This window comes from Kribbella voronezhensis, assembly GCF_004365175.1.
In the GTDB taxonomy this organism is placed as follows: domain Bacteria; phylum Actinomycetota; class Actinomycetes; order Propionibacteriales; family Kribbellaceae; genus Kribbella; species Kribbella voronezhensis.
Genome location: NZ_SOCE01000001.1, coordinates 2,463,341 through 2,484,386, shown reverse-complemented (window position 1 = coordinate 2,484,386; position 21,046 = coordinate 2,463,341). Strand labels below are relative to the sequence as shown.

Annotated in this window: 18 protein-coding genes; 11 read left to right on the top strand and 7 right to left on the bottom strand. The window is 68.0% G+C overall.

Going from position 1 to position 21,046, the window contains the following annotated elements:
• Positions 1-95: 95 nt before the first annotated feature.
• Positions 96-932, bottom strand: coding sequence for an esterase/lipase family protein (locus EV138_RS11210; RefSeq protein WP_133978407.1), 837 nt, complete (start codon positions 930-932; stop codon positions 96-98).
• A gap of 137 nt (positions 933-1,069) precedes the next feature.
• Here EV138_RS11210 and icmB point away from each other — a divergent pair, with 137 nt between their 5' ends.
• The 4 genes from icmB (at position 1,070) to EV138_RS11190 (ending at position 5,080) form a co-directional block, all read left to right on the top strand.
• Entirely contained in the window at positions 1,070-1,486 is a 417-nt protein-coding gene (gene icmB, locus EV138_RS11205) for a coenzyme B12-dependent isobutyryl CoA mutase small subunit (protein WP_112246280.1), read from the top strand.
• A gap of 291 nt (positions 1,487-1,777) precedes the next feature.
• A complete protein-coding gene (locus EV138_RS11200) occupies positions 1,778-3,094 on the top strand; it encodes an ABC transporter substrate-binding protein (RefSeq protein WP_133978405.1) in 1,317 nt (438 codons plus the stop codon).
• A 94-nt stretch (positions 3,095-3,188) separates the two neighbouring features.
• Positions 3,189-4,223 carry a carbohydrate ABC transporter permease gene (locus tag EV138_RS11195; RefSeq protein ID WP_133978403.1) on the top strand — a complete coding sequence of 345 codons (1,035 nt, stop codon included), beginning with the start codon at positions 3,189-3,191 and terminating at the stop codon, positions 4,221-4,223.
• Entirely contained in the window at positions 4,223-5,080 is an 858-nt protein-coding gene (locus EV138_RS11190; RefSeq protein ID WP_133978401.1) for a carbohydrate ABC transporter permease, read from the top strand. The genes EV138_RS11195 and EV138_RS11190 overlap by 1 nt, the downstream gene beginning before the upstream one ends.
• A gap of 229 nt (positions 5,081-5,309) precedes the next feature.
• Here the strand turns inward: EV138_RS11190 and EV138_RS11185 are convergent, their stop codons facing one another.
• Entirely contained in the window at positions 5,310-6,953 is a 1,644-nt protein-coding gene (locus tag EV138_RS11185; RefSeq protein ID WP_133978399.1) for a glycoside hydrolase family 13 protein, read from the bottom strand.
• 202 nt (positions 6,954-7,155) lie between these two features.
• Between EV138_RS11185 and sucC the strand changes: the two genes are divergently transcribed.
• Together sucC and sucD are read left to right on the top strand one after the other, a co-directional pair.
• Positions 7,156-8,343, top strand: a complete 1,188-nt coding sequence (gene sucC, locus EV138_RS11180; protein ID WP_133978397.1) for an ADP-forming succinate--CoA ligase subunit beta — start codon at positions 7,156-7,158, stop codon at positions 8,341-8,343.
• Between the two features lie 12 nt (positions 8,344-8,355).
• Positions 8,356-9,246, top strand: a complete 891-nt coding sequence (sucD, locus tag EV138_RS11175; RefSeq protein WP_133978395.1) for a succinate--CoA ligase subunit alpha — start codon at positions 8,356-8,358, stop codon at positions 9,244-9,246.
• Between the two features lie 61 nt (positions 9,247-9,307).
• Here sucD and EV138_RS11170 read toward each other — a convergent pair whose 3' ends face one another.
• On the bottom strand, positions 9,308-10,642 hold the full coding sequence (locus tag EV138_RS11170; protein ID WP_238158066.1) for a hypothetical protein: 1,335 nt from the start codon (positions 10,640-10,642) through the stop codon (positions 9,308-9,310).
• A gap of 142 nt (positions 10,643-10,784) precedes the next feature.
• Between EV138_RS11170 and EV138_RS11165 the strand changes: the two genes are divergently transcribed.
• The 3 genes from EV138_RS11165 to purH are packed head-to-tail and all read left to right on the top strand — an operon-like array spanning position 10,785 to position 14,237.
• Positions 10,785-12,050, top strand: coding sequence for a cell division protein PerM (locus tag EV138_RS11165; protein WP_133978393.1), 1,266 nt, complete (start codon positions 10,785-10,787; stop codon positions 12,048-12,050).
• Positions 12,051-12,060: 10 nt separating this feature from the next.
• Positions 12,061-12,681, top strand: coding sequence for a phosphoribosylglycinamide formyltransferase (gene purN / locus EV138_RS11160; RefSeq protein ID WP_133978391.1), 621 nt, complete (start codon positions 12,061-12,063; stop codon positions 12,679-12,681).
• On the top strand, positions 12,678-14,237 hold the full coding sequence (gene purH, locus EV138_RS11155) for a bifunctional phosphoribosylaminoimidazolecarboxamide formyltransferase/IMP cyclohydrolase (protein ID WP_133978389.1): 1,560 nt from the start codon (positions 12,678-12,680) through the stop codon (positions 14,235-14,237). The genes purN and purH overlap by 4 nt, the downstream gene beginning before the upstream one ends.
• Before the next feature lie 201 nt (positions 14,238-14,438).
• Here the strand turns inward: purH and EV138_RS11150 are convergent, their stop codons facing one another.
• A complete protein-coding gene (locus EV138_RS11150) occupies positions 14,439-14,963 on the bottom strand; it encodes a GNAT family N-acetyltransferase (RefSeq protein WP_133978387.1) in 525 nt (174 codons plus the stop codon).
• 211 nt (positions 14,964-15,174) lie between these two features.
• Here EV138_RS11150 and EV138_RS11145 point away from each other — a divergent pair, with 211 nt between their 5' ends.
• The gene (locus tag EV138_RS11145; RefSeq protein ID WP_238158065.1) at positions 15,175-16,410 is read left to right on the top strand and encodes a glycoside hydrolase family 18 protein; all 1,236 of its coding nucleotides are present in this window, start codon (positions 15,175-15,177) and stop codon (positions 16,408-16,410) included.
• The gene (locus tag EV138_RS11140; protein WP_133978383.1) at positions 16,411-17,052 is read left to right on the top strand and encodes a phosphotransferase; all 642 of its coding nucleotides are present in this window, start codon (positions 16,411-16,413) and stop codon (positions 17,050-17,052) included.
• A gap of 43 nt (positions 17,053-17,095) precedes the next feature.
• Here EV138_RS11140 and EV138_RS11135 read toward each other — a convergent pair whose 3' ends face one another.
• From EV138_RS11135 to EV138_RS11125, 3 genes are all read right to left on the bottom strand, one after another.
• A complete protein-coding gene (locus EV138_RS11135; protein WP_133978381.1) occupies positions 17,096-18,082 on the bottom strand; it encodes a pirin family protein in 987 nt (328 codons plus the stop codon).
• 170 nt (positions 18,083-18,252) lie between these two features.
• Complete coding sequence (locus EV138_RS11130) at positions 18,253-20,409, bottom strand: MMPL family transporter (RefSeq protein ID WP_133978379.1); 2,157 nt, start codon at positions 20,407-20,409, stop codon at positions 18,253-18,255.
• Between the two features lie 34 nt (positions 20,410-20,443).
• Positions 20,444-20,998 (bottom strand): TetR/AcrR family transcriptional regulator, encoded by a 555-nt coding sequence (locus EV138_RS11125; RefSeq protein ID WP_133978377.1) that lies wholly within the window; start codon positions 20,996-20,998, stop codon positions 20,444-20,446.
• Positions 20,999-21,046: the final 48 nt, after the last annotated feature.

The following is a 21,046-nucleotide window of genomic DNA, read 5'->3' as shown; positions in this document are numbered from 1 at the left end:
CACTTTTCCGGGTCTCCTTCACGAAACCTTTGCATGCGCGGCTGCACGTGCATCCGCTCTGAGCGCGGAACAAGCTGCGGGGTCAGCGAAACTCGTTAGGCAACTGTGTCCTGTTCATCGAGATGTGACAGCACGCCGGTGATCTGGTGGACCACCTCGCCGTGGAAGGGCAGCGACAAATGGCCGACGCCGTTGACCCGGACGTTGTGCGCGATCAGATCCGGGTGCCTGATCCGGGCCCGTCGCTGCGGCACGATCAGTTGGTCGACATCGCTGTAGAAGGCGACGAACCTGGTCCGGCAGCCCGGAGCCGGCTCGGCCAGCTCCGCCATCAAGTCGCTGTCCGGACGTAGTTGCTTCACGAGCGGCCAGGGCAGCAGGCGCGCGGCGACGGTCCCCTGATGCGGCGTCCCGAGCGTCACGCAGGTGTGCACCCGCTGGTCGCCGCCGAGCCGCTGCACGTAGTACCGCGCGATCAGTCCGCCCAGGCTGTGCCCGATCACGTGCAGTCGGTCGGACCCGGACTCCTCGCAGATCTTCTCGATCTCGGCTCCCAGCCGTTCGGCCGTACTGCGGACGTCGAGCGTCAGCGGCGAGTACGAGAACGTGTGGATCCGGGTGAATCCGCGCCGGAGCAGATGGCGCCGCATCAGCGCGAAGATGGTGTGGTTGTCGATGATCCCGTGCGCGAGCAGGATCGGCGTACCGGCGGCGCTCACGTCGCCGACCAGCAGGCTGCGCTGGGCCGGGGTGAGCCCGGCGAGGTTGAGCCGGTCCGCCGAGTACCGCGAGCCGCCGACCAGGCCGAGCGGGTACATCGCCAGATGGGTGGTGATCCAGCCGAGTTCGACGGCAGCACCTTGGAGGACGCGAGGTGACAGCGCCGAGCGCGCGCCGTACCTGAGTCCGTCGAGGGCGTCAAAGATGCTCATCGGCGTCTCCTCACTGAATCAGACCCCCCGCTGACTGGTCCGATCTCTTTTCACGGTAACCGGTTCCCAGTTCGCGTGGCCGGGAACACACGGCTCCGTGTCTTATCCGTGAGGTGCGGCTCGGATAGCCTGCGGGCATGTCAGCCACGAGCCCGTTGAGAGTTGTCGTCGCCAAGCCGGGACTGGACGGCCATGACCGCGGCGCGAAGGTGGTCGCCCGGGCGCTGCGCGATGCCGGGATGGAGGTCATCTACACCGGCCTGCACCAGACCCCGGAGCAGATCGTGGAGACCGCGATCGCCGAGGACGCCGACGCGATCGGCCTGTCGGTGCTCTCCGGCGCGCACATGACCCTGTTCAAGAAGGTCCGCGAGCTGCTCACCGAGCGGGAGGCGGACGACATCGTGGTGTTCGGCGGCGGGATCATCCCCGACGCCGACCTGCAGCCGCTGGCCGAGCTCGGCGTGCACAAGATTTTCACCCCGGGTGCGACGACCGCCGAGATCGTCGAGTGGGTCCGCGGCAACGTCGGCGACGCCTCCGCCACCGCCTGAGCCCCTACCGGGTGGCGTACCGCGGCGACTCTCCGCAGCCGAGTGATTCGGTTACTGATCGGTAATACCGAATCGTTAAGAAACACCTGGTTGTGCGGGCCGTCGAATCGCGGTCGCATACAGCCATGCGTTTGTTCGTTCATGACGCTGAGTTCGGCAAGGTGTGTGGCTCAGGACACATCGCCCCCGATCTCGGTTACTGTCCGGATAGGGCGGCTCGCAGGACGGTGGGGGACTGCGAACCATCGACGCAGGACCAAGTGAGTCCCATCGGGAGAGGGCAGGTACACGATGAGGTTTGAACGATCACACACACGCCGGGCCGTGGCCTTGGGTGTCGCGAGCAGCCTGGTGTTGCTCGCGTCAGCGTGTGGCGGTGACAGCGGGGACAAGAACTCCAGCGGGGGCGGCGGCGCGCTCGAAGGGCACGGCCCGATCACCTTTGCCACCGGCAAGGACACCTCCGGCTTCCTGCCGAAGCAGGTCGCGGCGTGGAACTCCCAGCACCCCGACGAGAAGGTCGAGATCAAGGAGCTTCCGGAGAACGCCAACGACCAGCGTCAGCAGATGGTGCAGAACGCGCAGAACCAGTCCGACGCGTTCAGCGTGCTGAACATGGACGTCGTCTGGACGTCGGAGTTCGCGGCGAACCAATGGATCGAGCCGTTGCCCGAGGACAAGTTCCCTGATCTGCCGAAGCTGATCCCTGCGACGGTCGAGACGGCCAAGTACCGCGACAAGCTGTACGCGGTGCCGATCACCTCCGACGGTGGTCTGCTCTACTACCGCAAGGACCTGCTGGACCAGGCGGGCGTGCAGGTGCCGAAGACGTGGGACGAGATGCTCGCGGCCTGTCTGGCCGTGCAGGCGAAGGTTCCCTCGGCCAAGGGGATGAGCTGCTACGCCGGCCAGTTCGAGAAGTACGAAGGCCTCACGGTGAACTTCTCCGAGGCCATCAACTCCGCCGGCGGTGTTGTCGTCGACAAGGACGGCAAGCCGAACGTCGACACGCCGGAGGCGCTGGCCGGTCTCGAGGAGCTCACGAAGGGCTTCAGCACCGGGGCCATCCCGAAGGCCGCGATCACCTACAAGGAAGAGGAAGGCCGGCGCGCCTTCCAGGAGGGCAAGCTGCTCTTCCACCGCAACTGGCCGTACGTGTACGCGCTCGCCCAGAAGACCGATGGTTCGTCGAAGATCGTGAACAAGTTCGGTGTCGCTCCGCTGCCGGGCAAGTCCGGCCCGGGCGTCTCGTCGCTCGGTGGTCACGACTACGCGATCAGCAAGTTCGCCAAGAACAAGGCGACGGCTGTCGACTTCATCAACTTCATGGCCAGCGAGGCGCGGCAGAAGGTGAACCTGTCGGGCAGTTCGCAGGCACCGACCTACGCGTCGCTCTACGACGACCCGGCGCTGAACAAGCAGTTCCCGTACCTGGCTCCGCTCAAGGCTTCGATCCTGGGCGCCCAGCCGCGGCCGCGCGTGGTCAAGTACGGCGATGTCACCGCAGCGATCCAGGATGCGGCGTACAACGCTCTGAGCGGTAAGACGCAGCCCAAGCAGGCCCTCACCGACCTGCAGACCAAGCTGACCTCACTCATCACTCAGTGACATAGCGGCCGGGGCCGGTGTGTGGCGATCCTGCCGCGCGCCGGCCCCGTCCTGTCCCTAACCCGGGTTGCCCCGGAATCAGAAGGAGGCAGAGATGAGTGAGTCCGCCCCGATCAACAACAGGTCGGAGTCCAAAGCCAGTAAGCGCGTCACGAGTTTCAACGAGGGCACCGGCCGGCTGGCGGCGATTCTGCTCTCGCCGACGCTGATCGTGCTCGCTCTGGTCGTGCTGTACCCGATCGTCTCCGCGTTGCGGGAGTCGCTGTACACGAGCGGTACGAAGCTTGACGCCAACGGGTTCGTCGTCAAGGGTTCCACCTTCGTCGGGCTCGACAACTACGCGGCCATCTTCAGCGGCGACACCGGCAGCCGCTTCTGGACCGCTTTCTACAACACGACCTTCTTCACGGTCGTGTGCGTCGTGCTGGAAACCGTGCTCGGTGTGGCGATGGCCCTCATCATGCACAAGGCGTTCAAGGGCCGGTCCGTCGTCCGGGCCGCGATCCTGGTGCCGTGGGCCATCCCGACCGTGGTGTCGGCGCTGCTGTGGAAGTGGATCTTCCAGGCCGACGGCATCGCGAACACCTTGATCGGCTCGCAGATCCTGTGGTCGACCGACGGCTGGCAGGCCAAGTTGTCGATCATCATCGCCGACACCTGGAAGACCGCGCCGTTCATCGGTCTGCTGGTGCTGGCCGGTCTGCAGACCATTCCGGCCGAGGTGTACGAGGCGGCGAAGGTGGACGGCGCGAGTGTGCTGCAGACGTTCCGCCGGATCACGTTGCCGCTGGTCAAACCGGCGCTGCTGGTCGCGGTACTGTTCCGCATCCTCGACACGCTGCGGATCTTCGACCTGCCCTACGTGCTGGTCGGTCCGCACAAGCCGTCGGTGGAGACGTTGTCGATGCTTGGCTACGACGAAGCGTTCAACACCAGATACGGGCCGGCGGCGGCGTACGCGACTGTCCTGTTCCTGTACGTCGCGGCGGTCGCCTACGTGTTCGTGAAACTGCTCGGTGCCGACGTGATCGGCGAGGCCCGGGCGAAGCTGCCCGGTGGCAAGAAGAAACGCCGCCGTGCGATCGCAGCGCCGGGTGCGGCCGAGGCAAGCCTTGCGGGAGGTCAGTGATGAGCACGAACGTGAAGGTTGCCGCGGCCGAGGCCAGCCCCTGGCGTAAGTGGGCGCCGCTGGTCGGCGTGGGCGTCATCGTCATCTACTGTCTGGCGCCGTTCTACTGGATGGCCGTCTCGGCGTTCCGGCGGCCGAGCGACCAGTTCTCCAACAAGCTGATCCCGGCACCGTTCTCGATCCAGAACTTCAAGGACGTCTTCAGCGGCAGCAACGGGTTCGGCAAAGGCCTGCTGAACAGCCTGATCGTGGCCGGCACGGTGACGATCCTGACCCTGCTGATCGGCATGGTCGCGGCGTACACGCTGGCCCGGCTGGACTTCAAGTTCAAGAACGCGGTGCTGGCGATCATCATCACCACGTCGATGTTCCCCGGGATCTCGCTGGTGATCCCGCTGCTGAAGTTGTTCATCAACATCAAGTGGATCAACACCTACCAGGCGATGATCGTGCCCAGCCTGTCGTTCGCACTGCCGCTGGCGGTGTGGAACCTGACCGCGTTCTTCCGGCAGATGCCGCGGGAACTCGAGCAGGCGGCGATGGTCGACGGCTGTACGCCGGCGCAGGCGTTCCGCAAGGTGATCATCCCGTTGGCGGCGCCCGGTGTGTTCACCACGGCGATCATCACCTTCATCGCCGCGTGGAACGAGTTCCTGATCGCGCTGAGCATGACCAACAAGAAGTCGGTGCAGACGGCGAACGTGATCATCTCGCAGTTCACCGGCACGACCGGCCGGGACCAGCCGTTCGGCAGCCAGATGGCCGCCGGCGTGGTGGTCACGATCCCGCTCGTGATCGCGGTGCTGCTGTTCCAGCGGCGCATCGTGGCCGGTCTGACCGCCGGCGGGGTGAAGTAGCCGTCCCGGCAGGCGTAAGGTCGCAGACGACAGCCGGAGGTGTGAAATGAGCTACGGAGACGAGCGAAACCGGCGCGATCGCGAAGACCGGGACCGCCGGGACCGTGAGGAGCAGGACCGCCGGGACCGCGAGGAGCGGGACCGTCGCGATCGCGAGGACCGGGATCGCCGGCGCTGAACGAGCGACAAGAGAGGCCGGGGCATCCACTGCCCCGGCCTCCTTGGTTTCTCAGACCTTCAGCCAGGCGGTGGCATCGCTGGGCAGCTTGCCGTCGGCCAGCGGTTCACTCGACAGCAGTACTTCGGCGTCGGCGGGCAGGTCGATCGGGCCGGCGCCCAGGTTGACGACACACCGGAAGCCCGGGTCCCGGGTGAACGAGAGAACACCGGCCGGAGCGTCGGAGTCCCAGCTGAGCCGGCCTTCGCCGAGAGCCTCCTCGGCCCGGCGGATCCGCAGCGCCGCCTTGTAGAGCGAAAGGTGGCTGTCCGGATCGGCCGCCTCGGCCTCGGCCGTCAGCGGAGCCCAGTCGGCCGGCTGCGGCAACCACGGCTGTCCGTCCCCACTACCGAACCCGTACGGCGGTTCGCTGCCGCTCCACGGAATCGGCACCCGGCAACCGTCGCGACCGCGCACGGTGTGCCCCGACCGCTCCCAGGTCGGATCGTCCAGCACCTCTTCCGGCAGGTCCTCCACCTCGGGCAGACCGAGCTCGTCGCCCTGGTAGATGTACGCACCACCGGGAAGCGCGAGCTCGAGCAGCGCGGCCGCGCGGGCCCGGCGCCGGCCGAGTTCGAGATCCGTCGGGACCACACCGGCGCCCTCCAGGGCCTCGCGCTGGTCCCGGCCGTAGCGAGTGCGGTGCCGGACGGTGTCGTGGTTGCTCAGCACCCAGGTCGCCGGTGCGCCGACGGCCCACAGGTTCTCGGTGGTGTGGTCGATCACCTCCCGGAGTTCCTTGGCGTCCCAGGCACACCGCAGTACGTCGAAGTTGAACGCGGAGTGCAGCTCGTGGGGTCGCACGTACTGCGCCAGTCGCTCGGCCGGCGACAACCAGGCTTCGGCGACGAACACCCGCGGGCCTTGCGGCGTACCGGCGTACTCGTCGGCGATCGCGCGCCAGCGCTGATGGATCGTGTGCACCGCGGGCTGGTCGTAGAACGGGTTGCCGACGTACTTCTCCCGGGTCGGCTCGCCGTCCTCGTGCAGCGGGACGTCGGGCAGGGTGGGGTCCTTGGCCATCGAGTCGGCCACGTCGATCCGGAAGCCGTCGATGCCGCGGTCGAACCAGAACCGCAGGATCGAGTCGAACTCGGCGATCACGTCGGGATGGTCCCAGTTCCAGTCCGGCTGGGAGATGTCGAACAGGTGCAGGTACCACTGCCCGTCCTCGATCTGCTGCCAGGCCGGCCCACCGAACGCGGCCGGCCAGTTCGTCGGCGGCAGGCCGCCCTCCTTGCTGTCGCGGAACCAGAACCGCTCCCGCTCCGGCGACCCCTTGCCGGCGGCCAGCGCGGCCTTGAACCACGGGTGCTCCCAGGAGCAGTGGTTCGGCACCAGGTCGATCAGGATCCGGATCCCGAGCGCGTGCGCCTCCGCGATCAGCGCGTCCGCGTCGGCCAGCGTGCCGAACTCGGGGTTGATGTCGCGGTAGTCGGACACGTCGTAGCCGCCATCCAGCAGCGGGGACGGGTACCACGGGCTGATCCAGATCGCGTCGATGCCGAGGTCGGCCAGGTACGGCAGCCGGGCCCGGATCCCGTTCACGTCGCCCGTCCCGTCACCGTCCGCGTCGGCGAACGACCGCGGGTACACCTGGTACACGACGGCGCTGCGCCACCAGTCGTCAACTGGTCTGCTCGCTTGTTCTGTCATGCGGTCCAGCCTTTCACGCAGCCGCAAGAGGGCTGTGACAGTCGTCTCAGCGCGTACCCCGGCTGTCGCCGCGGTGGTGAAGGTGGCTAGTCTCAGGCAACGGAACGCGCCGGCGACCGTGCCCCAGCACACCTTTTCGTGCACCGCAACAGTCACCTGTCGTCGCGGCCCAACCCGAACAGGCGAGAGAGGGACCACAGTCGTGGATCTGATGGAGTACCAGGCGAAGACTGTCTTCGCCAAGCACGGTGTGCGGACGACGGTCGGTGAGGTCGTCACCACGCCCGAGGAAGCCCGCGCCGCGGCCGAGAAGATCGGTGGCAAGGTGGTCGTCAAGGCCCAGGTGCTGACCGGTGGCCGGGGCAAGGCAGGCGGCGTCAAGCTCGCCTCCTCGCCCGACGAGGCCGAAGAGCACGCCCGCGCGATCCTCGGCCTGGACATCAAGGGCCACGTGGTCCGGACGCTGAACATCGTCCCGGCCGCCGCGATCGCCGAGGAGTACTACTTCTCCTTCCTGATCGACCGGGCCAACCGCAACTACCTGTGCATCGCCTCCGCCGCCGGCGGGATGGAGATCGAGGAGGTCGCGCACACCAACCCGGACGCGGTCGCCAAGATCTCGATCGACCCGGCGACCGGTGTCGACGAGGCCAAGGCGCGCGAGATCGCCGAGCAGGCCGGCTACCCGGCCGACGTGCTCGACGTCGCGGCGGTCGAGATCGCCAAGCTGTACCAGGTCTTCGTCACCGAGGACGCCTCGCTGGTCGAGGTGAACCCGCTGGTCAAGCTGGCCGACGGCTCGATGGAAGCCCTCGACGGCAAGGTCACCCTGGACGAGAACGCGGACTTCCGGCACCCCGAGCACGCCGCCTTCGCCGACTCCTCGGCCGAGGACCCGCTGGAGGCGAAGGCCAAGGCCAAGGGTCTCAACTACGTCAAGCTCGACGGTTCGGTCGGCATCATCGGCAACGGCGCCGGGCTCGTGATGAGCACGCTGGACGTCGTGGCCTACGCCGGTGAGGCCTATTCAGACGGCAACAGTGGCGGCGTCAAGCCGGCCAACTTCCTCGACATCGGTGGCGGCGCCTCGGCCGAGGTGATGGCGAACGGCCTGGAGATCATCATCTCCGACCCGCAGGTGGAGAGCGTCTTCGTCAACGTCTTCGGCGGCATCACCGCCTGTGACGCGGTCGCCAACGGAATCGTGCAGGCCTTCGAGCTGCTCGCGGGCCGCGACGAGCACGTGAGCAAGCCGCTGGTCGTCCGGCTGGACGGCAACAACGCCGAGGAGGGTCGCCGGATCCTCGACAACGCCGGCCTGGCCGGTCTCGAGCGCGTGGACACGATGGACGGCGCGGCCAAGCGGGCCGCCGAGCTGGCAGCGAAGTAAGGGACAACGGACATGTCGATCTTCCTCACCAAGGACAGCAAGGTCATCGTCCAGGGCATGACCGGCTCCGAGGGCACCAAGCACACCACCCGGATGCTTGCCTCCGGCACCAACATCGTCGGCGGCGTGACGCCCGGCAAGGGCGGCCAGTCGGTCGATTTCGACGGTAAGGCCATCTCGGTCTTCGGCTCGGTCGCCGAGGCGGTCAAGGAGACCGGTGCCGACGTGTCGGTCGTCTTCGTGCCGCCGAAGTTCACCAAGGGCGCGGTCTTCGAGGCCATCGACGCCGGCGTCGCGCTGGTCGTCGTGATCACCGAAGGCGTCCCGGTGCACGACACCGCGGAGTTCTTCGCGCACGCGCAGGCCTCCGGCACGACCCGGATCATCGGGCCGAACTGCCCGGGCATCATCACCCCCGGCGAGGCCAACGCAGGCATCATCCCGGCGAACATCGCCGGTGCCGGCCGGATCGGTCTGGTGTCGAAGTCGGGCACGCTGACCTACCAGATGATGTACGAGCTGAGCGACTTCGGCTTCTCCACGGCGATCGGGATCGGTGGCGACCCGATCATCGGGACGACCCACATCGACGCGCTGCGGGCGTTCCAGGACGACCCGGACACCGACGCGATCGTGATGATCGGTGAGATCGGTGGTGACGCCGAGGAGCGGGCGGCCGCGTTCATCAAGGAGAACGTGACCAAGCCGGTCGTCGGCTACGTCGCGGGCTTCACCGCCCCGGAGGGCAAGACGATGGGCCACGCCGGCGCCATCGTGTCCGGCTCCTCCGGTACGGCGGCCGCCAAGCAGGAGGCCCTCGAGGCCGTCGGCGTCAAGGTCGGCAAGACGCCGTCCGAGACCGCCAACCTGATGCGCGCGATCATGCAGGACCTGAGCAAGTAGTACGCAGTACGCAAGAGCGGCCCCGGGACTTCCCGGGGCCGCTGTTGTTTGTGCGAAGGACTTACTTGTACGCCGTGCAGCGCTCGGCGGCACGCACGAGTACGTCGGCGAAGGCGTTGTCGCTGATGTCCAGGTTCTTCAGCACCGGGAACAGGATGTAGACGGCGTTCGACCCGTTGGAGGCGATCCCGATCCGGTAGGTGAAGACCTTGCCGCCGCCGGTGTCGTACGCCGCCCGCCAGGCCTCGCCCTTGATCGCGCCGACCGAGATGGTGCTGGTCGTCTTGACCTTCACGGCGTCGGAGGTGGCCTTGGCGCAGCTGTCCACGTTCTTGCGGATCCCGGTGACGAAGGCGGTCGCCGCCGTCGCATTGGCATAGCTCGACACCGTGGCGTCCAGACCGAACTCGGTCGGCACGTCGGCGTCCGGCGTCACGTAGGTGAGCGACTTGTACCCCGTCGCCTTCGCCTTCTTGAGATCGATCTTCTCGCAGCCGGTCCCGGTCCGGGTCGTCGTGCTCGCGCTCACCCAGGGTTTGTTCACCGACGCCAGCACGGGCAGGTCGATCGGTGCCATGAAGCCGGCCGACTCGTTGCTCGGGAGCAACGCGGGGGACGCCGTCGGCGTACCGGTGGTGCAGTTGGCGCCCGGCTGGTCGCAGATCCGCTTCAGCCCGGCGCCCGCGGTACTGAGCACGGCGTCGGGTTTGGGGACCGCGGTGCCGGCGCTGTCGTGTTCGAGCACCATCGTGGCCTGGCCGGCCGTGGTCACCGAGATGGTCTTGTAGTTGCTGGTCTTCTCACCGGTGGGCTGGCCGAAGACGGCGACGACGCCGCGCTCGCCCAGTCCGGTGGTGGTGTAGCTCGCGATCAGGCGCACCTGCGGGGTGAGGCAGCCGCTGAGCCAGCCGGTGATCGTCGCGTAGGTCTTGTCCGCCGCGGTCGAGTCGTTCGAGACCTCGACGTACTGGACCGCGGACTCCTTGGTGGCCGCGTTGCGGAAGGTGCGGACCCAGGTCCGGACGCCGGCCGGGTCGGCGAAGCGTTGCGGCTGGCAGACGAACGACTTGTCCGGCGCGCTGCTGCCGTCGGCGGTCGCGGCGATCGCCCAGGTGCCGGCCGGGCTCAGCGACTTGGCGGCCGGAACGTCGATCAGCGACTTGGCATCGGACAACAGGCTCGAGCCGGCGGACTTGTCGTCGCCGGTGCCGGCCTTGGAGCCGGGGGAGTCGCCGCCGCCGAACGCGTTGACCGCGGCGATGCCACCGCCACCGACCAGGATCAGGACAGCCGCGCCGGCGCCGATCAGCTGGTTACGACGGCGGGCCTGCGCCCGGCGTGCCTGCCGAGCCGCGGCACGACTACCGCCGCGTGGCGCGCGGTGGGAACCCGACACTCGCTCTCGACCTCCTGACTGATTCCGCCCGACGGTACCCGGTGGCCCGGCATACACCCGGAGAGCCAGCCTGCCGAAGTCTTCCATACCTCGGCGTGTCCGCACGAGCGGTCCCCTCTCCGCGGGCGACGATGGAGCTCAGATGACCGACATGCTGAGCCGCCCAGGCAGCCGTGACGGCGGATCCCCGCAGCCGCCCGACCCGTCCGTCGCCGCACCGACGAAACCGGTGCTGCTGTCGGCCGTGATCGGCGCCGGCGCCTGCCTGCTGACCGGTCTGCTGGCGTGTGCCGCGGTCGCGGTGATCGGCTGGCTGGCGGCCTCCTTCGGTGGTGCCTCCGGGGCCGTCCGCGCCGGTGCCACGGTGTGGCTGGTCGCGCACAAGGCCGGTGCCACGTTCGGTGGCGGCTCTGTGACGATCGCTCCGCTCGGCCTCACCCTGTTCCTGGCCTGGTGCCTGTACCGCGCCGGCCGGTTCACCGCGCGGGTCAGCGGAGCCGACAAGACCGGCGAACTCGCCGTGGCGTCCGGAGCTCTTGCGGTCACGTACGGGCTCGGCGCGCTGATCATTGCCCTGCTGACGTCGGACAACACCGTCAAGGTGTCGCCGGTGTCGGCTTTCCTCGGTGCTGCCACCCTGGCAATCGTGGCCGGCACTGCTGGGGTCCTGGTGGAGTCGGGTGCCGCTGCGGACATCGCCGATGCGACCCCGACCGGCCTGCGTGACGCAGTACCGGCTGCTGCTGCCGCAGTACTGACAGTGATCGCCACAGCCTCACTCCTGTACGCCGTGATCCTGGCGATCCACTTCTCGCGGGTCACCTCGATGCTGGAACTCCTGGACGCGGGCGTGGTCGGTTCGGTCGTGCTGTTCGCGCTCTGCCTGATGCTGCTGCCCAACGTGCTGCTGTACGTCGTGGCGTTCGTCGCCGGTCCCGGCTTCCAGCTCGGCGTGGGGACCTCGGTCGCACCGACCGGCGTCGTGGTGGGGAATCTCCCCGCGCTGCCGCTGCTGGCCGCAGTACCGGCTGACGGCGCTACGTCGACGTACCTGCTCGTGCTGACTGCTGTGGTGCCACTGGCCGCCGGTGTGGTCGCTGGGCTGGTGATCACGCGGCGCGGGCTGAAGACGGTGGAGGCCGAGGCGCTCGGGTGGGACGCGTTCGCGCTGCGAGGGGCGATCGCGGCCCTGCTCGGCGGACTCGCCCTGCTCGTCCTGATGGTGCTCGCGGGCGGTGCGGCCGGACCGGGCCGGATGGCCGAGGTGGGCATCCCCGGCGCGATTCCGGCGGCCGGGGTACTGACGGCCGGGATGGCGATCGGCGCGGCGATCACCGCCGGTGTCGTCGCGGCCCGGCGCCCGGGGGTACCGGAGGCCGACACCGGACCCGGAGGCATCGAGCGATAGGGTTTGCCGGGTGACTGACCCGAATGCCCCCGCGCGTCTGGTCGTGCTGATCTCGGGTTCCGGTTCGAACCTGCAAGCACTGCTGGACGCCTGCGAAGACCCGGCGTACGGCGCGCAGGTGGTCGCCGTCGGCGCGGATCGCGAGGGGATCGCCGGGCTCGACCGGGCCGCCGCCGCGGGCGTGCCGACCTTCGTGCACAAGGTGAAGGACCACGCCGAGCGCGCTGCGTGGGACCGTGCACTGACGGCTTCCGTGGCGGAGTACAAGCCCGATCTGGTCATCTCGGCCGGCTTCCTGAAGCTGGTCGGCGACGACTTCCTCGGGGCGTTCGGCGATCGCTACATCAACACCCACAACGCGCTGCTGCCCGCGTTCCCCGGTATCCACGGGCCTCGCGACGCGCTCGAGTACGGCGTCAAGGTGGCCGGCGCGACCCTGTTCTTCGTCGACGGCGGGGTCGACACCGGGCCGATCATCAGCCAGGTCGTCGTGCCCGTCGAGGACGACGACACCGAAGAAACCCTGACCGAACGGATCAAGGAGGTCGAACGCCGCCAGCTGGTGGAGTGGGTCGGCCGGCTGGTCCGCGACGGCTGGACCATCACCGGACGAAAGGTTCGACTGAAGTGAGCACCGACCGCAGGCCGATCCGCCGGGCGCTGATCAGCGTCTACGACAAGACCGGTCTGGAGGAGCTCGCGAAGGCGCTGTCCGACGCCGGGGTCCAGCTGGTGTCGACCGGCTCCACCGCCGCCCGGATCGCCGCGGCCGGCGTACCGGTGACCAAGGTGGAAGACCTCACCGGGTTCCCCGAGTGCCTGGACGGGCGGGTGAAGACGCTGCACCCGAAGGTGCACGCCGGTCTGCTCGCCGACGTCCGCAAGCCCGACCACGTGGAGCAGCTCGCCGAGATGCGCGTCGAGCCGTTCGACCTGCTGGTCAGCAACCTGTACCCGTTCAGCGAGACGGTCGCCTCGGGCGCGTCGGTGGACGAGTGTGTCGAGCAGATCGACATCGGTGGTCCGTCGATGGTCCGCGGCGCGGCCAAGAACCACGCGAACGTTGCCGTGGTGACCTCGCCTTCGCAGTACTCAGATGTCTATGCCGTGCTTGGGGAGGGTGGGTTCTCGCTGGAGCAGCGGCAGCGGCTGGCTGCTGCGGCCTTCGTGCACACCGCGGAGTACGACGTGGCTGTGGCGTCCTGGATGGGCAACGTGCTCACGGACAGCAGCGAAGGCTCGGGCTTCCCGGCGTGGGTCGGCGCTTCGTGGGAGAAGAAGGCGGTCCTGCGGTACGGCGAGAACCCGCACCAGCCGGCTGCGCTCTACAGCAACGGCGGATCCGGGCTGGCCTCGGCCGAGCAGCTGCACGGCAAGGAGATGTCGTACAACAACTACGTCGACGCGGACGCGGCCCGGCGTACGGCGTACGACTTCACCGAGCCGGCCGTCGCGATCATCAAGCACGCGAACCCGTGCGGCATCGCGGTCGGCAAGGACATCGCCGAGGCGCACCGGCGCGCCCACGAGTGCGACCCGGTCTCGGCGTACGGCGGCGTGATCGCCACCAACCGCCCGGTCTCGGTCGAGCTGGCCAAGCAGGTCGCGGAGATCTTCACCGAGGTGCTCGTCGCGCCTGGTTTCGAAGACGGCGCGGTCGAGGTGCTGCAGGCGAAGAAGAACATCCGCCTGCTGGTCTGCGGACCGGATACCTCAGCTCAGCCGGTCGAGTTCCGCGCGATCAGCGGCGGGCTGCTGATGCAGCAGAAGGACGTCTTCCAGGCGCCCGGCGACGACCCGTCCGGCTGGCAACTGGCCGCCGGTCCGGCCGCCTCCGACGAGGTGCTCGCCGACCTCGCCTTCGCCTGGAAAGCCTGCCGGGCGGTCAAGTCCAACGCGATCCTGCTGGCCGCGGACGGCGCCTCGGTCGGCGTCGGCATGGGCCAGGTCAACCGCGTCGACTCCTGCCGCCTCGCCGTCTCCCGCGCCGCCGACCGCGCGGCCGGCTCCGTCGCCGCCTCGGACGCCTTCTTCCCCTTCCCCGACGGCCTCGAGGTCCTCATCGACGCAGGCGTCAAAGCCGTCGTCCAGCCCGGCGGCTCCATCCGGGACGACGCCGCCATCGAAGCCGCCACCAAGGCCGGCATCACCATGTACTTCACCAACACCCGCCACTTCTTCCACTAGTACGACGCACCCCCGCCTCACCCAGGCGGGGGTGCTTCTTTCCCACGCGCCCTCCTCCGTCGGTCGCTCCCGCCCACCCCAGTCGCGGCTCCTCCGTCGCCGCTCGACAAGCTCCCGCGTGCCCTCCTCGGTCGGCTGCTCCCGCCCGCCGGCTGCCGGCTCCTTCGTCGCAGCTGACCACGTGACCTACTCTCGAGCAGCTCAGCCGGGTTGAAGACCACCTGTCTCGTCGGTCGGCCCAACCCCCGAAACGGCCGATCCTTCATCGCCACTAACACCAGCGAGCATCTTCTCGAAGTGGGCTCGGCCGAAGCCGTTCTTGTACTGGCGTCCGGTCTCGACGTAGCCATGCCGTGGGTAGTACGCCAGGTTCTCGGTCATCATGACGTTCGTGTAGAGCGTGATGCGGGAGTAGCCGCGGGTCTCGGCTTCTGTTTCGGTGAAGGTGAGGAGCGCCGAGCCGACTCCCGTGCCCTGGGCCGCGGGTGAGACGGCGATGACGTCCAGGAGCAATGCGTCGTCCTCGTTCTCCAGCAAGACGAAGCCGACGACCGTACTGCGATCGTCGGCGACCCAGATCTTGCCGGCCTCGACGGCGGCCCGGTAGTCGATGCTCATCGGCGTCGGCGGGCGGCCGATCCGGGCGGTGTAGTGCTCGAAGGCGGACTGGGCGATCTCGTCCACGACCTCCACATCCGCGGTCACCGCCGGCCTGATCTGCAGCATGTCGCCGAGTCTAGGGCCGAGTTCGTCCATCGCCTGGGGTAAGAAAGCGCTCTCGACGGCGCAGGGGGCGGCAGAAAATGCTTTCGATAGAGAGGTTGCTTAACTATTCAGGCGTGCTTATGGTGAGCGGGCTCGTTGTTCCTCGAACCGCCCGGTGGGGAGAACCATGTCGGTGAAACGTCGGAGCTTTGCGGCGCTGGTGGCAGTTGCGGTGACAGTCCCTCTCGGGGTGTCCGCGGTGCCGGCCGAGGCTCACAGTCAGAAGCGTGTTGTCGGGTACTACACCCAGTGGAGCGGCTACGACCGCAACTTCCTGGTGAGTGACCTGGTCAAGAACGGTACGGCCGCCAAACTCACCCAGCTGAACTACGCGTTCGGCTTTCTCGATGCCTCCGGCAACTGTGTCTCGAGCGACCCGTGGGCCGATTATCAGCGGCCGTTCACCGCGGAGCAGAGCGTCAGCGGCAAAGCCGACGAGGCCGGCCAGCCACTGGCCGGCAACCTGAACCAGTTGAAGCAGCTGAAGCAGAAGTTCCCGAAGCTGCGGATCAGCATCTCGCTCGGCGGCTGGACCGGTTCGAAGTACTTCTCCGACGCCGCGCTCACGCCGGCCTCCCGGGCCGCGCATGTGAAGTCCTGCCTCGACATGTGGCTCAAGGGCAACCTGCCGGGCGCTCCGGCCGGTGCCGCGAAGGGCATCTTCGACGGTGTCGACCTCGACTGGGAGTGGCCGGCCAGCGAAGGCAACCCGGGCAACGTGATCCGCCCCGAAGACAAGCAGAACTTCACCGCACTGGTGCACGAGTACCGCAAGCAGCTGGACCGCGCGTCCTGGCCGTTCCGCGGCCGCTACAACCTGACCGCCTTCCTGCCCGCCGCGCCGGAGCAGATCGACAACGGGTTCCAGGTCAAGCAGTTGTTCCGCGACCTGACCTTCGGTACGACGCAGGGCTACGACTACCACGGCTCGTGGGACCCGATCACCAACCAGCAGTCCGCGATCGACGCGCCGAAGGGCGACCCCTCGTCCGAGGAGTTCAGCTCCCAGGTGACGATCGACGCCTACCTCTCCCGCGGTGCGCCGCGCAACCAGCTGGTGATGGGCGTGCCGTTCTACAGCCGCGGCTGGACCGGCGTGACCAACCAGAACAACGGGTTGTTCCAGCCCGCCACGGGTCCCGCGCCGGCGACGTACGAAGCCGGCTACGAGGACTATCGGTTGCTCAAGGCAAAGGCCGGCGACTTCACCGTCCACCGTGACAACAAGGCCGGCTTCGCCTGGCTGTTCGACGGTACGACGTTCTGGACCTGGGACGACCCGGTCGAGATGAAGCGCAAGGCGCAGTACATCTCCAAGCGCCACCTCGGCGGCGCGATGATCTGGTCACTCGATGGCGATACCGGAAATGGCGAGCTGATTTCGGCTTTGCACCGTAACCTTCACTGAGTGGATCTTGCAGCTCTGACCGACCGGTTCGGCGCCACCCGCGCCGAACCGGTCGACCTCGGATGGTCCGGGGCGACCGTGGTGCGACTGGAACGCGCCGCAGAAACCCTTTATTACAAGGCGGGCGCGGGCGTTGCCGAAGAAGCCGAACGACTGAGCTGGCTGGCCGGCACCGAGATACCGTGCCCGCGCGTGCTCGATCGTGGTGACGACTGGATGCTCACCACTCAGCTCCACGGTCGCGACGCCTCGCAGACCTGGCCGGCCGCCGAGCGTCCCGCGGTACTGGCCGCTGTTGCGGACGGCGTACGCCGGTTGCGCGGGTTGACCGAGTGTCCGTTCGATTCGCCGTTCCCCGGGCCGCGCGAGGTCGTGACGCATGGCGACTACTGTGCGCCGAACGTCTTCATCGACCCGGAAACCCTGCGTTTCAGCGGCATCCTCGATCTCAGCCGGCTCGGTCTCGGCGATCGGTACGTCGACTTCGCGCTGATGCACAAGAGCCTCAGCAACGGCCTCAACCCCCAGTACGGCGGCCCGCCGGCCGCCCGCGAGTTCGTAGTACTGGCCGGCGGCGACCCCGACGATCCACGCATCCAGCACTACACAGACCTCGACGACACCGGCAACTACACGCCCTGAAAATCCGCGGTCCCGCCGCTGAGGCGGAACCGCGGATGAGGTGTCAGTTGGACTCGTGCAGGTCCGTGCCGAGGCCGTGGACGGCCGGGATGGTGCCGAGTTTGCCGGCCTGGAAGTCTTCGAAGGCCTGGATGACCTCGGCGCGGGTGTTCATCACGAACGGGCCGGCCATCGCGACAGGCTCGCGGATCGGGCGGCCGCCGAGGATGAGGACGTCGAGGTTCGGCTCGGCCTGCGACTGCGAGAGGGCTGCCGCAGTACGGATCGTGTCGCCGGGGCCGAACAGCGCGAGCTGGCCCTTGCGGATCGGGCGGTGGTCGGCGCCGACCGTGCCCTGGCCAGCCAGCACGTAGACGAGCGCGTTGTAGTCCGGCTGCCAGGGCAGGACCATCTCGGCGCCAGGGCTGACCGTCGCGTGCACCAGCGTGATCGGGGTGTGCGTCGAACCAGGGCCGTCGTGGCCGTCGACCGACCCGGCGATCACCCGGATCAGCGCGCCGCCGTCCGCCGTCGAGAGCAGCGCGGAGTCGCCACCGCGGATGTCCTGGTAGCGCGGGGCGGCCCACTTCTGCGCCTTCGGCAGGTTCACCCAGAGCTGGATGCCGTGGAACAGACCGCCGCTCAGCACCAGGTGCTCCGGCGGCGTCTCGATGTGCAGCAGGCCGGAGCCGGCCGTCATCCACTGGGTGTCGCCGTTGGAGATGACACCACCGCCGCCCTGGGAATCCTGGTGCTCCATGATCCCGTCGAGCATGTAGGTGACGGTCTCGAAGCCACGGTGCGGGTGCCACGGCGTGCCCTTCGGCTCACCCGGCGCGTACTCCACCTCGCCCATCTGGTCCATGTGGATGAACGGGTCCAGATCACGCAGGTCGACCCCGGCGAAGGCACGGCGTACGGGGAAGCCTTCTCCTTCGTAGCCGCTCGGCGCGGACGTCACCGACCGCACCGACCGCTCCTTGGCGACGGCAGGATCCGGCTGGTGGACACGCGGCAGCACGGTGATGTCGGAAACGGTCACGGCGGGCATGGTGGACTCCTCGCTCCTGGATAGTTCAAGAATAAACTATCCAACCCAACCCTGACAACCCCGACCACATTCCCCGTACTGCGTACCGCCGGCTGAGGCAGGCGCCCACAGCACAGGTCCGGATAAACAAAGAGCCCGGCAGAAGGTGTCTGCCGGGCTCTTGGTCTGGATCAGTCGACGGTGACCAGTTGTTTCTCTTCGGTGGGGACGTGGAGGGTTTCGCCTTCGATGTCGACCTTGGGGGTGATGCGGTCGAGCCACTTCGGGAAGAACCAGGCGCGGTCGCCGAGGAGGGTGAGGACGGCGGGGACGAGGGTCATCCGGACGACGAAGGCGTCGATCAGGACGCCGATGGTGAGGCCGAAGCCGATCGTCTTGATGATCGGGTCCTCGGCGAACATGAACCCGGCGAAGACCGCGGCCATGATGAGCGCCGCCGCCGTCACCACCCGGGCGCCGTGGCCGACACCTTCGACGGTCGCCTCGGTCGCGTGCCGTCCGTGCACGAACTCCTCCCGGACCCGGGACACGATGAACACCTCGTAGTCCATCGCCAGCCCGAACAGGATGCCCATCATGATGATCGGCAGGAAGCTGACCAGCGGCCCCGGTGAGTCGACGCCGAGCAGCGAGGCGCCCCAGCCCTTCTGGAACACCGCCACGGTGATCCCGAATGTCGCGCCGATCGTGAGCAGGAACCCGAGCGTCGCCTTCAACGGCACCAGGATCGACCGGAACGCCAGCATCAGCAGCAGGAACGACAACCCGATCACGACCAGCAGATAAAGCGGCAACGCTGCGGTCAGCTTGTTCGACACGTCCACACCGACGGCGGTGTTGCCGGTGACCGAGACGTCCCCCAGCGGATGGATCGAAGTCCGCAGGTTCTTCACCAGGTCGGCAGTCTGCTCGCTGGCCGGACCGCCCGCCGGGATGACGCTGACCAGCCGGGTCTTCCCGTCAGCACTCGCCGGCCCGGGCTGAACCGCGACGACGTCCTTGAGCCCCTTGGCCTTCCCGAGCACCTGCTCGACCAGCGCACCCGTCGTCGCAGCGTCATCGGCCTTCACCACAACCACCAGCGGCCCGTTCGCCCCCGGGCCGAAGGCGGCCGCCGTCAGGTCGTAGGCGACCCGCTGATTGGTCCCGGCCGCCGCCGATGCGCCGTCCGGCAGCGCCAGCCGCATGTCCTGGGTGGGAATCGACAGCACGCCGAGCCCAATGATGCCCACAGCAACGATCGGTACCCGGAACCGCGTCACCAACCGGGCCCAGCGAAAACCGAACCCGTGAACAGCAGGAGCGGCAGCCCCACTCTTCCGCACCTTCCGCGGCAACACCCGCTGCCCGACAAACCCCAGCAGTGCAGGCAGCAGAGTCAACGCAACCAGTACTGCGGTAAGCACCGTGGCCGCCGCGGCCAGGCCCATCGCGGTCAGGAACGGAACTCCCACCAAACTCAACCCGGCAAGGGCGATCACGACAGTCGCGCCGGCGAACAACACGGCCGACCCAGCGGTCGCGGTAGCTCGTGCGACCGACTCCTCCTCGTCCATCCCCGCCGCAAGCTGGGACCGGTGCCGCGAACTGATGAACAACGAGTAGTCGATCCCGACCGCGAGACCGAGCATCAGCGCGAGGATCGGAGCCGTCGACGAGACATCGACCACCGACGTGATCAGGAACAACCCAGCCATCCCCGCGAGCACGCCGGCCAGCGCGGTCAGCAGGGTCATGCCGGCGGCGACGAGCGATCCGAACGTGATCACCAGTACGAGAGCGGCGATCGCCACACCGATCACCTCGGTCGCGCCCATCGGCGGTGCCCCACCGACGATCTGGCCACCCGGGACCACCTGCAGATCGCCAGAGCTCAAGCGATGCAGTTCGTCATACGCCGTGGTTGTGCTCTTCGCCAGCTCATCGGCGGGCTTGGTGAATTGCACGCTGATCAGACCCGTCGTACCGTCCGGGCTGATCGCCTTGCTGGTAAAGGGATCCACCGCGCCGACGACCTCGGGCAACTGGTTGGCTCTGGCAACGGTTGCGCCGACAGCCGCCTTCACGGCGGGAGTGGCGAGGGTCTGCCCGGCGGGTGCCTTCACCACGATGGTCGCCGAGGCGCCGCTCGCGGCCGGAAGCTCCGTCTTCAAGGCGTCCAGCGCGCGCTGCGACTCGGTGCCGGGGATCGAGAAGGTGTTCGCCGTCTTGCCGCCGAGCGTCAGTGCGCCGACCCCGAGCAGGACCAGGACGAACACCCAGATCGCCGTGACGATCCGGCGCCGCTGGTAGGAGAACCGGCCGAGCCGGTACAGGAGGTTTGCCATGGCTGGTGCGTCCGTTCGCTGGAAGTAGGCGTGGTCAGCGGTTCAGCCGGAGGATCCGGCGCAGCGCGGTGTCACAGAGGGTGTGCAGTTCGGCGTCGGTGCGCTCGCCCCGGTGCCGGCACTCGCCGAGCAGGCCGTTGATGGCGAACTTCGCCAGGTCGATCTCGAGTTGGTCGTCGGTGCCGCCGGCGAGGATCTCGGTCATCCGCATCCCGGCCGCGATGAGGTCGGCGAACTCGGGATACTGCTCGATCGTGCTCAGCAGGTCCTGCAGCACATTGATCAGCCCGCGGAACTCGACGGCGAGCTCGACGAACCGGGTCAGCGCGAACTCCTGAGCCGCCGCGGCGGACATCCCGGCCGCCTCCGCGTTGAGCTCGTTCAGTGCGATCCGTGACGGTTCGAGGACGGCTGCGAGCACCGCCGGCTTGCCGTTGAAGTGGTAGAGCACGGTCGCCTTCGAGCAACCGGCGGCAGTCGCGATGTCCTGCAACGAGGTCGCGTCGTACCCCTGGCTCGCGAACAGCGCCATCGCCTGCTGCTCGATCTCGCGCCGGGTCCGCTCCCGCGCCGGGGTGGTGGTTGCCATGGTCACCACTATCCTGACCGATCGGCCAGTTTTCAACCGATCGGTCAG